10 protein-coding genes are annotated in these 13,646 nt (G+C 74.2%); 3 read left to right on the forward strand and 7 right to left on the reverse strand.

All coding sequences use genetic code 11. The features are described from left to right. The 7 genes from FXF51_RS59985 to FXF51_RS60015 all read right to left on the reverse strand — a co-directional run. Positions 1-920, reverse strand: a 920-nt coding sequence (locus tag FXF51_RS59985; RefSeq protein ID WP_148443796.1) for a SagB/ThcOx family dehydrogenase, incomplete at its 3' end; no start/stop codon positions are given. Positions 921-952: 32 nt separating this feature from the next. Next, complete coding sequence (locus FXF51_RS59990; protein ID WP_148443797.1) at positions 953-2,920, reverse strand: TOMM precursor leader peptide-binding protein; 1,968 nt, start codon at positions 2,918-2,920, stop codon at positions 953-955. Beyond that, complete coding sequence (locus FXF51_RS59995) at positions 2,913-4,859, reverse strand: hypothetical protein (RefSeq protein ID WP_148443798.1); 1,947 nt, start codon at positions 4,857-4,859, stop codon at positions 2,913-2,915. Before FXF51_RS59995 ends, FXF51_RS59990 begins: the two co-directional genes overlap by 8 nt. An 87-nt stretch (positions 4,860-4,946) precedes the next feature. Then, positions 4,947-6,044 carry a class I SAM-dependent methyltransferase gene (locus tag FXF51_RS60000; RefSeq protein ID WP_148443799.1) on the reverse strand — a complete coding sequence of 366 codons (1,098 nt, stop codon included), beginning with the start codon at positions 6,042-6,044 and terminating at the stop codon, positions 4,947-4,949. After that, positions 6,041-8,422, reverse strand: a complete 2,382-nt coding sequence (locus FXF51_RS60005) for a lantibiotic dehydratase (RefSeq protein ID WP_148443800.1) — start codon at positions 8,420-8,422, stop codon at positions 6,041-6,043. Before FXF51_RS60005 ends, FXF51_RS60000 begins: the two co-directional genes overlap by 4 nt. Before the next feature lies 1 nt (position 8,423). After that, positions 8,424-9,941, reverse strand: a complete 1,518-nt coding sequence (locus FXF51_RS60010; RefSeq protein ID WP_148443801.1) for a condensation domain-containing protein — start codon at positions 9,939-9,941, stop codon at positions 8,424-8,426. Further along, a complete protein-coding gene (locus tag FXF51_RS60015; protein ID WP_148443802.1) occupies positions 9,941-10,225 on the reverse strand; it encodes an acyl carrier protein in 285 nt (94 codons plus the stop codon). Before FXF51_RS60015 ends, FXF51_RS60010 begins: the two co-directional genes overlap by 1 nt. Positions 10,226-10,502: 277 nt before the next feature. On the opposite strand from FXF51_RS60015, the gene vioD reads away from it, so the two are divergent. The 3 genes from vioD to FXF51_RS60030 form a co-directional block, all read left to right on the forward strand. Beyond that, positions 10,503-11,615 (forward strand): capreomycidine synthase, encoded by a 1,113-nt coding sequence (vioD, locus tag FXF51_RS60020; protein WP_187415208.1) that lies wholly within the window; start codon positions 10,503-10,505, stop codon positions 11,613-11,615. Positions 11,616-11,716: 101 nt separating this feature from the next. Next, positions 11,717-12,730 carry a guanitoxin biosynthesis L-enduracididine beta-hydroxylase GntD gene (gene gntD / locus FXF51_RS60025; RefSeq protein ID WP_148443804.1) on the forward strand — a complete coding sequence of 338 codons (1,014 nt, stop codon included), beginning with the start codon at positions 11,717-11,719 and terminating at the stop codon, positions 12,728-12,730. Continuing rightward, positions 12,723-13,646 (forward strand): condensation domain-containing protein (locus tag FXF51_RS60030; RefSeq protein ID WP_262380668.1); only part of this gene is annotated, 924 nt, incomplete at its 3' end. The genes gntD and FXF51_RS60030, both read left to right, overlap by 8 nt.

Raw genomic sequence — 13,646 nt, forward strand, 5'->3', positions numbered from 1 at the left:
GAGGGCGAGGCGGAGGGCGAGGCGGAGGGCGAGGCGGAGGGCGAGGCGGAGGGCGGGGCGGAGGTGGGGAGCGTGGAGGCTCGGTGGAGGGCCGCGGCCGGGCCGTCGGGCATGGGCCTGGGCAGCGGCCTGCTCTCCGCCGCCACCGGCCGCGACATGAGCTGCCTGGCGGAGGTCCGAGCCGTTGTGACGCCCTGAGGTGCGGTGGAGGCCGGGGGGAGGGTGAGGGTGAGCAGGGCGAGTGTGGCCTCCCGGGCGCCGTCGAGGCCGAGCAGCCGGTTCACCTCGCCGTCCGGGAACCGCAGGCAGGCCCGCCCCGCCAGCCCCAGCCGCTCCCCCACGGCCAGCGCCTGGGCGATGAGCACGCCGGTCTCCTGGCAGATCAGGCGGTAGCCGAAGTCGCCGTACTTGAACATCGACCGCCAGAACACCGCGGACAGCGCCACCACCATGTCCGCCTCCCCGCCGCCCGCGGCCAGCCCGTTCAACGCCGGGACGTGGTCGCCGTCGCGAACCCGCTCCAGCACGTGATGGACCGGGTCGTAGTGGTACAGGGCGGCGGGCAGGCCGGGCCCGCCCGCGGCGACGTACGCCTCGATCGGGTAGAGCCCGCCGCCGGACGGGGCGGGCCGGCCGGTGAGGAGCATCGGAGGGCGGCCGGTGGGTGCGCCGCCGTCGTCGAGGTGGTGGGACCAGACGATCCTGGTCATCCCGAGCAGGTCCCGCAGCAGCTCACCGAGCAGCCCGAGCGCGGAGGCGGGGTCGGGCGCCCAGGGCAGGGGGACGCGTTCGGTGCCCGGGTAGCGCTTGTGGCGGGTGGGGGCGGCGGCCCAGTCGATGGACAGCGGTCCCCTGTTCCGCATGGCGTCCAGGTAATGGCTGATGGCCGTGCCAGGCGTCGCCGTGGTGGTCGTGCGCATGCGGGATCCACCTCCCTCCAGATGCGGTCCGGTCAGGGGAACGGGTGCGGGTACGGGTTCAGCTCGTCGGGACGCAGGTCACGGTCGCGGTGGCCGAGAAGACGCGGCAGGCCCGGCAGTCGTGGCAGGCCGTGGACACGCCGGTAGCGGTGCCCGAACGTCATGGACAGCGTCCCCGGCACGATCACCTTCGCGGCGTGCATGCCGCACGCCCGCGCCTCGGGCGAGGTGCTGTCCACGGCGATGACGTCCAGGCCGGAGGCGAGGTAGCGGGCGGCCAGTTCGGCCACGTCCGCGCGCAGGTCGTCGTGCCGCGGCCAGGACGCCTGGGCGGCGACCTCGGCCACGGTCAGGGCGGGCCCCTCCAGCGGCAGGAAGCCCAGCCTGCCGAACGCGTCCGGATGGGCGTAGGTGAGAGGGTGGTCCTCCAGCAGCCGGACCTGTTCGGAGTCGGCGACCAGCCGGGCCGAGGCCGCCGGGTCGTAGCGTTCGAGGTGGCCGGCCAGCATGGGGCCGAGGTCCTCCAGGGCCCGGCGCAGCGCGCGTTCCGAGTCGGGGTGGGAGGCGGATCCGCACAGGGCGCGCGGCCGGTCCGGCCGGCCGGCCGCGTCCACGGCCATCACCCAGAACACCGGCACCCGCTGCTCCAGCAGCGCGGCGAACGCGTGCACGTCGTACCCGAGCCGGTCCCGTACGCGCTGGGCGAGCATCGGGATACGCCGGTCCGCCGCCGAGCCGAGGTCTACGCGCGGGACGGGCAGGCGGGCGTACCAGGTGGCCAGGGCCGCGTCCCGTTCGGCCACCTCCAGCAGGCCGTACAGGATCGCCTCCGCCGGGTGCCCGCCCAGGGCGCAGCCGTTGGAGCATTCGTAGGCGAAGCCGGGATCGTGCGGCGGGCGGGGGCCGAAGAAGGCGTAGCTCTCCGGGACGAGCAGCGGCGCGTCGCGGCCGAACGAGTACGCCCACACCCACGTCGTGGGCCGTTCCGGGTCGAAGCGGGTGAACAGGAAGCCGGGCCGGTCGTACCAGTCGTCGGGGTACAGGCCCAGGGTGCGCGGGTCGAGGGCGTCGTCGGCGATGTCCGCGTACGCGGCGCGGACCGTGGTGCGGCGGCTGCGCGGGTGGATGCCGGCGATGCGTTCCAGGGCCTCGGCGACGGCGGTGGCGCGGGCGGAGGCGAAGTCGTCGCTGCGGCCGTAGCCGTGGTGGCTCTCGTGTTCGGTGCGGGCCGGGCTGAGGCGGGCGATCGCCATCGGGCCGCCGCCGCGCTCCTGGGCGACCAGCGCCTGCACGATGCCGGTCTCCGCGTCGACGAACCGCCGCTCCAGCTCCGCGCCCCGGCCGGTGATGCCGCCCACCCTGAACGTCTTCGGGTCCGGTTTGGGGGCGGGGCCGGGGGCGTACAGGCCGGCGTGCGGGCCGTCGTCCGGGCGGGAGCCGCAGTCGGGGCAGAGCGGGTCGGGGAGGAAGGTGTGGCGGCGGATCGCGGCGGTCGGCAGGCGGATCTTCAACAGGGCGCCTGTGGTCCGGGCTGCGGCGGGATCCTGGTGGAGGCGGTGCACCTCGTCCGCGACCAGCGCGGCCACAGTGCGGGAGACGAGCGGGGTGAGGAGGGTGGTGGGGTGGGAGTCGAGGTGGGAGGCCCACTTCGCGCGGAGTGCGGCGCGCGCCTGGGCGTCCGGGCGGTTGCCCGCGCGCCTGCGCGCCACGCAGGTGGGGCAGCCGGGGCGGGACGGGTGGACGGCCGGGCCCACCAGCGCCCAGCCTGCCTCTACGCGTACCGGCAGCCATGGCACGTTCTGCTCGGCCGCTCGGCGCGCCACCGCCGGGTATGGCCGCATGTCGTCGGCGTCGCTCACGATGACGATCGCGCCGCCCGCCGGCCGGGGGCTGGGGGTGAGGGCGGTGCGGATGGCCGCGTGGAGGCGGCCTTCGCCCAGGACGGTCACCCGGCCGGGGTCCGTGGCGGACGGGACCGGGGCGATGGTGGCCTCAGCCATCGAGCAGGACGACTCGGGTGACGAACGGCAGCAGCCGGGCCGCCTCGGGATCCCCGCCGAGCGGCACCGCCACCGGCACCTTGCCCGCCCGGCGCAGCGCCCCGGCCATGACGCGCACGGCCTCGGACGGGTCGCCGTCCGGTGGCCAGAGAGGGGTGGCACGGGCGTAGGCGGGCTGGCGGGTGGTGCGGGACTGCCAGCCGAGCAGCAGTCGTTCGAGGCCGTCGCGCAGCGCGTCGGGGATGGTGGCGGCCACTGACACGAGCGTCTCCTGGGCGGGGGTGGTCAGGGTGACGGCGGGCATGCCGAGGACGGAGGTGTGGTCGCGGATCCGGGGTGGTTCGCCGGCCAGGACGAGTTGCCGCAGGAGCGCCTCGGCGGCCGGGTCGTCCTCGGGGGTGATCGGGGTGCCTGTCCGGGCGGCATCGGGGGGCAGGTGGGTGGAGAGCAGGTGTTCGCAGTGGGAGCGAAGCCCGGCGGCCAGCGCCCCCGACCGGCTCAGGCCGGCGCCGGTGCCGAGCGGGGAACGCGGCGTGCCGGTGCCGGAAGGCGGGCGCGGCACGTCGGTGGCCGGGGTGGAGGCGGTGAGCCGGAGGACGGTGCGCGGCACGGCGCGCGGACGGCCATCGGGTAGCTCCACGCCCCACACCGTGCCCTCCTCCTCCGGGCCGAGGGCGAGCAGGCCGTACGTGGCGAGGGCGGCGAGCAGGCAGCGCAGCCGGGCCGTGCGCTGGTCGGGGCCCCACCCGAACGCCTGGGGGCGCGGCGTCCAGCCGGGCAGCACGCCGAACGGGTCGGAGACGGTCGCCTGGCAGACGGCCAGCGGGGACTGCGCCAGCGCCTGCTCGTCCAGCGTGGTGAGGACACCGGTGCGGGCGTCGACCAGGTCGGCGGTGAGAGCGAGCAGCGCGTCCGCGTCGAGGGAAGGTGCCTCGTCACCTGAGGGTGGCGCCTCGGCGCCCCCGCCGGGACGGGCGGCGGCGCGGGGGTGGGGCAGGAAGCGGTGCGGGAGCGTGTCGAGGGTGCGCAGGTCCACGCGGGTGAGCGCACGTTCCCGCCCCGTGTCGAGCCCCGTCACGCAGGAGAAGCAGCCGAGCGCCAGGATGGCCGCGACCACCGCGGGCACCGGCCCCACCAGCAGGTCCTCATCGAGATCGGCGGAGAAGCGACGGCCCGCGACGAGCCGGTGCCAGCCCGACTCCGCAGCCGTCCGCGCAGGCTGCCCCACCTGGCTGAGCCACACCTCGCCAGGGCCGGCGAACGCCTGACCCAGCACCACCCCGGCCGCCTCGCAGGCGCGGGCCGTCGCCACCAGTTCGCCGGGGTCCGCGCTCACCTGCAGCACGACGTCCGCGGCGGCGGGGGCGAACGCGGCGGGGGCGAGGGTCCTGAAGTGCTGGCCGGGGTCGCGGCGGGCGGCCTCCGCGGCGCGTCCGGCAGCGTCCGGAACCGGGCTGATCACTGTGAGGTGCCGCCACCCCGTCCCGGCACAAGCCCCCGCCAGCGCCTCCAGCAGCGGCCCCGAACCCATCACCACCAGCCGTTCGCGGCGGACGCGTGCGAAGCGCGACTCGGGCGAGTCCAGCGCGTACCCGACGAAGGCGATCTCCTCCGCGTACTCCCGCGACTCCTCCTCGCTGAGCCCGTGGGCGTGCGCCTGCCGCGCGTCCACGACGAACCGCTGTTCGGCGAGCCGCCCCACGAGCCCCTCGACCATGGCCCGCCGGTCGCCGGGCAGGTGCGCGGTGAGCTCGGCCAGCGTGTGGTGGCCGGTCAGCGCGGGCGCCAGTCGCGCGAGCCAGGCGTAGGCCTGCCGCCCGCGCACCGTGCACGCACCGTAGTCGCTGTGGACGTAGGCGCCGTCGGGGGATTCGACGAACCGTACGTCGTTCCGTAGTTGCGGTCTCATGGCCGGATCGGCTTTTGGGAGCGCTCCCATGAGTGGGATGTTACGAAGGTAAACCGTTTAAGTAAACCCCGTATCTCCCCTTTAATGTGCAGCCGTTGCCGTCTATAATCGCGAAACTCAACCGATGAGGAGATAGCGATAAATGGCGTTCGTTCCCAGGTCAGGGCCATGGTGAGTGGAGACGGATGAGCCTTCGAATGTCCCGGTCGACGTCGTCAGAGAGGCGTTGACGAGGTAATCGGGATGCACGCCGTCGTCGCTGGTGCGGCGTTCGAAGGTGACGTCCAGGACGTCCCCCGCCCGCGTCTCCACAGGCGTGTCGAAGAGCGGCAGGTACGCGGGGGTCCAGCTAGTTCTGTCGTGCAGGGAGTCGATGGGGCGGGTGCCGTCGCCGGCGTCCAGCACGATCCAGAGCAGGAGCCCGTCCACGGCGCCGTCCCGTTCGGCGGTCAGCCGCTGGTCCGTCTTCTCGTCGAGCGGCTGCGAGCCGTCGAAGCGCAGCGTCTCCACCGCCGCCGTGGACGAGAGCACGCTCGCCGGATCGGGGCTGCTGACGGTGAGCCGCACGTCGAAGGGCCGTCCGCACAGGTCGAAGACCTTCCGCAGGTACGGCAGCGCGTCGCGCGAGAAGCCGAGGCCGTCGGGGAACATGTCGCGCAGGCTGACCGCGCCCGCGATCGTCCGGCACGCCGCCGGGATCACGACCGCGTCCGGCGCCAGGAGGCGGGCGCGCGCGTCGGAGACGGCGGCGAGCATGCCCTCCGCGCTGGCGATCGACCCGATCAGCTCGGCGACGCACACCTCCGCCCGTTCGGGGAGGGTCAGGTCGAACGACGTGCCGTGCACCAGCTCGACCCTGTCGCGCTGCGGCGCCCGCGCGAGCCGTTCGGCGGCCTTGGCGTGGCTGCGCTCGATCGCCTCGACGGCGTGGACCGCCCTGGCGCCGTGGCGGGCGGCTTCGAGCGCCCAGTTGAGGTCCTGGCCGGTGCCGATGTCGAGCACCGTGCGCCCGCCCGCCACCCGGCGCAGGGCGGCGCGGAAGGCGTCGTTGCGCAGGACGTCGTGGGTCATGGAGTAGTACAGGAAGGGGTCGTAGAGCGGGTACTCGCCGACGGACGGCCACAGGTCGGGGCGGATGCCGCGCCCGGGGTCCGTGTCCACCGCGATGGAGACCTCGCGTCCGCCGCGAGCGTAGGCGACACGGTCAATGGTCATCTCGGCCTCCCTGCGCAGGGTTCGGGTGCTTCGTCCACGGCGACCAGCCTGAGCTCCGCCGTGTACCGGGCGCCCGCCGCGTCGGCGAGCCAGCAGTCGCCGAGGCCGGGCAGCATCTCGCTCAGGGTCAGGTCCGCGTCGGGGCTCTCCTCGGCGCAGCACCTGACGCACTGGGCCAGCAGGCTGACCAGGACGGTGCTGCCGAAGTCCACGAAGATCGGCTTGTCCTCCGTCTCGACCCGGTAGAACGCCCGCTCGGGCAGCCGGTGCGCCGCCTGCCAGCGGCGCGCCTCCACGAATCGGGCGGCCGGGTCCTTGCGGGACGCCCACGCGAGCCCGGCGACCGGGAACGCCCACCGCTCCCGCGAGATCACCAGCCGGTCGATGGTGACCCTGGGGCGATGCCCGCCGCCCGCGACCGGGGCGAACGCGTTGGTGGCGATGCCCGACAGGTACTCGCCCATCACCTCCAGCAGCGGGAACTCCCGCCCGTCGCGCCCCGCCCTGACGACCGCCGTGCCGTCCCGCTCATGGACGTGCAGGTCGGCGGCGGGCAGCAGGCCGCCGTCCGGGGTCAGCGCCGGATCGCCGTACATGGTCCAGAACGTGTCGAGCGGGGACGTCAGCGCCGGCGGATACGTGCGCGAGTTCGCCCAGGCGGACTCCTTCGACGGGACGGCGACGACCCGCCGCCGGCCGTGATCACGCTGCGAGGCGCGGCGCAGCCAGCCGGGGTCCGCCTGCTGCTCCACGAACGGGCGGGCGGAGAGCGTGTTGATGCCGACGTGCAGCTCGCCCAGCACCAGCAGGTAGCGCCCCTCGTTGATCGCCTGGGCGCTCTCGGCGGCGATCATCAGGTCCGGGGCGTGGTGGACGGCCGCCGCCCAGCGGGGCGCGCTCCCCGGGAACTCCGCCGCGACCCGATCGCGGATCCGCGCGGCGTCCAGGTGGTGGCGGGACGCGCCGGGCGGAAGCCGCAGCACGCGGGCCCAGCGCCGCTGGAACTCCTCGATCAGCGGGGCGGTCAGTGCGGGCAGCTCGCGGTGGGAGAAGACGATGTCCGGTGTGGCCATGCCGACCAGGTCGGCCAGGGGGATCGCCTGCTTGCCCGTTCTGCGCCTGGCCTTGGCGAGGAGTGTGCGGAAGTGCTCGTGGTAGCGGTCGCCGAGCTGGGCGGCCAGCCAGCGGGCGCTGTCGAGCAACAGGCCCAGTGGGGTGGCGAGCTCGTCGAGGAGGGGGCGTCCCATCGCGAGGCGGACGTCTCTGACGGTGTCCTCGTAGGCGAGGGATCGGCCCGCGTAGGACTGGCCCGGCCGCCGTGCCGCCTCCCGTTGCGTGATGCGTTCGAAGGTGTGGTCGAGGTCTGTGGCGGCGGCGTGCACCGCGTCGGCGTCGCCGGACGCGGCGGCCAGCCGGTCGCGGGCGTCGGTGAGCCGGCGGAGCAGGGTGCGGGCCCGGTCGCGTACGTGCGGGTCGCCGATGCGGTCCAGCTTGGCGAGCAGGGTCCGCTCGGGCCAGGCCTCCGTGGGGCCGCGCAGGCCGAGGCGGAGGATGCCACGGTCACGCAGCTTCTCGACGACGGCCTCCACGGATCCGTCGAGCGTGATCTCCCGCACCGGCCGGTCGCCGTCGCACTGGTCGAGTACGCGCCGTTCGTCCGGCGACAGCCGCAGGATCGAGCCGTCTGGCCGGCGGACGCCTTCCTCCGTGATCACGTTCTGCGGCGACGGGCGGGGGCGCAGCCACGGGAGCAGGCCGGGGTCGCGGGCTAGCGCGTCGGCCACGGCGTCGATCGCCCAGCTTTCGAAGTACACCGTCCGTCGCGCCAGCAGGCCCCGGCCGGGGACGAGGCGCAGTGCGTCGGGTCCGTCCTCCCACGTCGCCCAGCCGCAGGGGCCGAAGAAGCCGATCGAGTCGTTCTTGGTGGTGTATCGCTGCAGGTAACGGGCCACCTTCAGCTCCCGTTTGCGCCACTTGGCGGTGGGTCCAGCGGGCCCGGTGGACGCGGCGTGCGCAGCGGGCCCGGCAGGCCCGGCAGGCGCGGCGGGCCCGGCAGGCGCGGCGGGCCCGGCAGGCGCGGCGGGCCCGGCAGGCGCGGCGGGCCCGGCGGGCGCGGTGGCCAGCGGGTCCACGGCGTTTCGCAGGACCTGCGGGTTCTGCCAGGCGACGGCCTCGCGGAAGCGGGGGTCGCGGCAGTAGCGGGCCAGCGCCTGTGAGGCGCGTTCGGCGGCTGCCGGGTAGGCGCCGGTGTCGGCGGGTGGGTGCGGGTCGGTGAGGAGCAGGATGTCGGTGGCGCTGAAGCCCGCCGATCGCAGGGCGCTGAGCTTCCAGAGGCGCCAGCCGGTGCGGCCCAGGGGGATGAGGTGGCCGGGCGGCATGTCAGACCTCCTCCAGGCAGCGGGCGAGGTCGTCGCCCAGCCGTTCCACCGCTCGCGGCCAGGCCGTGGGGCGCCACTGCACCTCGTACTCGAGAGTGCGGTCGTGGAAGAACCTGATGCCGAGGTCGGCCTTGGGCCGGGGGTACGGTCTCAGCAGCTCGGCGGTGATGCGCGGGTCGCCTGCCGGGGGGCGGGCGGGGGTTCGCCGGTCGCCTGCCGGGAGGCGGGCGGGGGTTCGCCGGTCGCCTGCCGGGAGGCGGGCGGGGGTTCGCCGGTAGGAGACGAGCACGCGGTCGAGCGCCACCTTCGTGAGCTGGGTGAGGTCGAGGAAGGGGAAGGCGCGGTGCCGCAGGTCGGCGGTCCAGCGGGCGGAGTTCAGGCGCAGCAGGGCGGGCAGGTCGGCAGGCAGGTCAGCGGGCAGGTCGGCAGGCAGGTCGGCGGGCAGGTCGGCGGGCAGGTCGGCGAGGTCGGCGGGCAGGTCGGCGGGGTCGGCGGGGTCGGCGGCCAGGGGGATCTGGTTGAGGAAGCAGCCTGACGGCTCGCCGGTGGGCGGGCGGAGTGACGTGGCCGCCGCGATGACGCGCTGTCCGGGGTCGAGGGCGCGCACGCATCGGTGGACGGCGGCGGCGAGCAGGTGGAACACGCGGGCGCCCAGCTCGGCGGCGCGGGACTCCAGGCGGCTGACGGCCGGCTCGTGCAGGACGTATCGCCTGGTGACGCCGTCCTCGTTGCTGTGCGGACGGTGGGCGGGGCCGGTCATCGTGGCGACGCGTTCCCGCCAATAGGGCAGGTGGGCGGTGCGGGCGTGTTCCTCGGCGGCGCGGACGGCGGCGGTGGCGGACAGGTAGCCGTCGATCGGGCGAGGCTCGGGCTCCCGCGTCATGCAGGCGGCGAACCGGCGGGCGAGGTCGATCTGGGCGGCGCCGTCGAGGATGGCGTGGTGGACGGTGATCCCGACGAGGACCCGGTCCGGCGAGACGGGGGCCACCGCGAACCTGGCCAGCGCTCCGCCGTCCGCCTCGAACAGGCGCGCCGCCTCCGCGTCCAGCCAGGCCGCCGCCGCAGCGGACGCGGCGTCGAACACCGAGGCGGACGCCGCAGCAGACGCCGCAGCGGGCGCGGCGTCGAGCGCCGGAGCGGACGCCCCAGCAGACGCCGCAGCGGGCGCGGCGTCGAGCGGAGCGGACGCCCCAGCGGGCGCGGTGCCGGGCACCTGAGCGGACGCCTCGGCGGGCGCGGTGCCGGGCGTGTCGGGGCGGTCCCGGTCGTGGATCTCCAGTGGCTCGGGGCAGAGCCACTGCACCACCTCGCCCGTCCACTCGTCGAGGCCGAGCCGCAGGCGCAGCTCGGGAACGGCGCGGGCGAGCCGCCGGCAAGCTCGCCGGACGTCCTCCACCGCGACATCGCCGTCGATGGTGAAGACCGTGGACACGTTGAAGGCGGAGGTCCCGCCGACCTTCTGGTCGGCGTACCAGATGCCCGCCTGGCCCAGCGTGGTGGCGGCCGGCCCGCCCGGCATCAGCGCGGGCTCGCGGGTGCGCGGGAGAGCTCGTGCAGGCGGCCGGCGAGCTCGTCCGGCGTCCGGTACGTGAACACGTCCCTGAGTTTGATCTTCACGCCGAACGTTCTCGCCACCCGGGCCACCAACCGCCCGGCGAGCACCGAGTTCCCGCCGGCGTCGAAGAAATCCGTATCGGGCTCGACCATTTCATCGTTCGCCAGGACATCCATAAATGCGGCTATTACCAGACCCGTATCCGGCGGCGGGAAGCCGTGCCCGGCCCTGCCGCCGGCTGAATTCATGCCCAACGAACCCCCCTTTACCGTGAGTCACAGCCAGCCTATTCAGTCACAGAAACCGGGCATCCGACAGGCCTGTAAGTCTCGTGTCGAGGTGAAACGCTGTCAAGACTTGTACGGCTTTCTCCATTGACATACGCTGGTCGCGCTCAGCCCGCGAGATAATGGCGTAGCCAAACGCGGCGGTGGCATATTGTCGGGGGACGCGCACGCTCGGTAATGGGCCTTTCCCCGGTGTCCGGCACGAAGCTTGTCCTTTGATGCTGCAAGGGGAACTGCTTTGACGTCCGCGCCCGCATTACTCGAACAATGGTATCGGGACCACCTGTGCCCGGACGCCCTCGACGTCAGCTCCAGCGGCGTCCCGCCGATCACGATGGCGGAGCTGCGCGCGCTGACGGGGATCACCGGGGAGGCGCTCGACGCGGTGCGTCTCGAGGACTCCCACTCCCTCGGCTGGCCCCCGCTGCGGCAGGCCGTGGCCGACGCGTGGGCGGGCGGCGACGCGGCCCGCGTGCTGATCGGCCAGGGCTCCAACGAGGCCGTTTTCCTGCTGCTTCACACCCTGCTCGAACCCGGCGACGACGTCGTGGCGATGAGCCCGATCTACCACGCGTACGGCTCTGCGCTGCGGTCCGCCGGCTGCCGGGTGCGGCACTGGGCCGTGCGGCCGGAGGACGGCCCGAACCTCGATCTGGACGAGCTGGAACGGCTCGTGCTCCCCCGTACGCGCGCCGTGCTCGTCAATCTGCCGCACAATCCGAGCGGCGTCACCGTCTCCCCCGCCGGGCAGGCCCGGATCGTCGAAATAGCGGCGGCCCGGGGCGCGTATCTGGTGTGGGACAACGCTTTCGCCGAGCTGGTGCACGACGGCGAGCCGCTCACGGACGTCGCACAATTGTATGAGCGGGCGTTCTCCGTCGGCACGCTGTCGAAATGCTACGGCCTGCCCGGCCTGCGAATAGGCTGGTGCGTGGGGCCGCCGGCGGTTCTTGACCGCACGGTCGGACTGCGTGACACCACGACGCTTTTCTGTTCCACGCTCACCGAATTCCTGGCGGCGCACGCCGTCAGGAACCGGGAGAAACTATCCGGTCATTTCACGGAATTGGTCGGGAAAGGCCGGGATATTTTTCTGCACTGGGCACGGTCCAGCGAGGTGGTCGAGTCGTTCACCCCGCCGATGGGCGGGGTCACCTCGCTGGTCAGATTCCGGGGGACGACCGATGCGACGGATCTGTGCGTGCGGCTCGCCCGGGCGGGGGTGCTCCTCGTGCCCGGCCGCGCGTTCGGCGCTCCGGCGTGGGCGCGGCTCGGCTACGCCGTGCCCGGTGACGAGCTCGGTCACGGGCTGGAGCTGGTGGATCGGGCCGTCGCGAACGCGGGCCGCTGACGACCGGCCCCGGCTGCCTGACCACCAGGCCGGGCGACCGCCTCCCCGCCGTGCCGCGCCCGGCACCGCCGTACTCATCCCATCTCATCGAGGACCACGCCGTGATCACATACGAGTTGACGCCGGAGGACATCGCCCGCGTCGAGGCCGTCGTCGCCTCGCTGACGGCGCAGGAGGAGCCCCGGCTCACCACCGAGTCGCTGCTGTCGGCCGCGCTGGCGGCGCACGAGCTGCCGCCTGGCCTGCGGCGGGCGCTCACTGACTTCCGGCTGCGCGAGCCGTCCGGCGCGCTCATGGTGCGCGGCTTCCGCATCGACGACGTGACGCTCGGGCCGACGCCGCGCCACTGGCGGGACCTCGCCCCCGCCGCCGTCTCGCGGGAGGACGCCTACCTGCTGGTCGTCTCGTCCCTGCTGGGCGAGGTGTTCGGCTGGGCGACCCAGCAGGACGGGCGGCTGCTGCACAACGTGCTGCCGATCGCCGAGCACGCGGACGAGCAGCTCGGCTCGGGCAGCCGCGAGCTGCTGTGGTGGCACACCGAGGACGCCTTCCACGCCCACCGCGCCGACTACGTCTCGCTGCTGTGCCTGCGCAACCCGGACAAGGTGGCGACGACGTACGTGAACGTCTCCGAGGTGCGGGTGGCGGCGGCGGACAAGCGGCTGCTGTTCGAGGAGGCGTTCACGATCCGGCCGGACAACTCGCACCTGCCGCAGCACAACGCCTCCGCCCCGGCTGACGACAGGACCGGGCTGGCGTTCGAGGCGATGGCCGGGATGCACGAGGAGCCGCCGCCGCTCGCCGTGCTGTTCGGCGACCCGGACGACCCGTATGCCCGGCTCGACCCGTACTTCATGGAGCCGCCCGCCGACCCCCGCCACGCCGCCGCGCTGGGCCGCCTGCGCGAGGCCATCGAGGCCGCCGTCCGCGAGGTGATCCTGCGGCCGGGCGACTGCCTCATCCTCGACAACTACCGGTCGGTGCACGGGCGGGTGCCGTTCCGCGCCCGCTTCGACGGGACGGACCGCTGGCTCAAGCGGGTCTGCATCACCCGGAACCTGAGGTCGTCCCGCGCGCAGCGGAGGGGCGCCGAGAATCGGGTCGTCTATGGCTGAGCCGATGGCCGCGCACGCCGTCCGCCGCCCGGTGACGCACGCCCAGGAGCGCACGCTGATCTCGCACGGGCTGCTGCCGCACGCCTACGAGCGGTTCAACGGTTACTACGCCTGGCGTTTCACCGGGCCCGTGGACGGCCGGGCGTTGCGCGGCGCGCTGGAGTGCCTGGCCGGGCGGCACGAGGCGCTGCGCACGCGCTTCGAGTGGGGCTCGGCGGGCCCGGTCCAGGTGGTGGAGCCGGTGGTGCCGGTGGAGGTCGAGACCGTCGATCTGCGCGACCGCGATCCCGCCGTGGCGGACGCCGTCCGGCACGAGCGCGCCGAGCGGCCCTTCGACCTGTCCAGGGCGCCGCTGTTCCGGTGCACGCTCATCCTGCTGGACGGCGGGGTCAGCGTCCTCGTCCTGGTGGTGCACCACCTCGTGTGCGACGGCTGGTCGATCGAGGTGCTGTGCCGCGAGCTGTGCGAGGCCTACGAGGGCCGCGCGTCCGGCCTGCCGCCCGCAGGGATGCGGCCCGGTGAGTTCGCGGCCTGGCAGCGCGGGCTCGACCACGGCGACGGTCTCGCGTACTGGACGGAGCGGCTCGCCGGCGTGACGCCGCTCGCGCTGCCCACGCCGTACGCCCGGCCGCCCGCGCCCACCGGCAGGGGCGCCAAGACGCGGCGCCTGCTGTCCCCCGCCGTCCGGGCGGCGCTGCGGGACGTGGCCCGCGCGCATCACGCCAGCGTCTTCATGGTGGGCGCGGCGGCGCTGCACGCGGTGCTGGCCCGCTACGCCAACACGGGCGACACCACGATCGGCACGCCGGTCGCCAACCGCACCCATCCCGACACGGACGCCACGGTCGGCTTCCTCGCCAACACGATCGTGCTGCGCGCCGACACCTCAGCCGATCCCACCTTCACCGGCCTGCTG

Source organism: Nonomuraea sp. PA05, from assembly GCF_008086045.1.
In the GTDB taxonomy this organism is placed as follows: Bacteria; Actinomycetota; Actinomycetes; order Streptosporangiales; family Streptosporangiaceae; genus Nonomuraea; species Nonomuraea monospora.

Coding starts and splice junctions, on each gene's coding strand:
- FXF51_RS59990 (WP_148443797.1), bottom strand. CDS start 2,920: ATGGCTGAGGCCACCATCGCCCCGGTCCCGTCCGCCACGGACCCCGGC.
- FXF51_RS59995 (WP_148443798.1), bottom strand. CDS start 4,859: ATGGGAGCGCTCCCAAAAGCCGATCCGGCCATGAGACCGCAACTACGG.
- FXF51_RS60000 (WP_148443799.1), bottom strand. CDS start 6,044: ATGACCATTGACCGTGTCGCCTACGCTCGCGGCGGACGCGAGGTCTCC.
- FXF51_RS60005 (WP_148443800.1), bottom strand. CDS start 8,422: ATGCCGCCCGGCCACCTCATCCCCCTGGGCCGCACCGGCTGGCGCCTC.
- FXF51_RS60010 (WP_148443801.1), bottom strand. CDS start 9,941: ATGCCGGGCGGGCCGGCCGCCACCACGCTGGGCCAGGCGGGCATCTGG.
- FXF51_RS60015 (WP_148443802.1), bottom strand. CDS start 10,225: ATGAATTCAGCCGGCGGCAGGGCCGGGCACGGCTTCCCGCCGCCGGAT.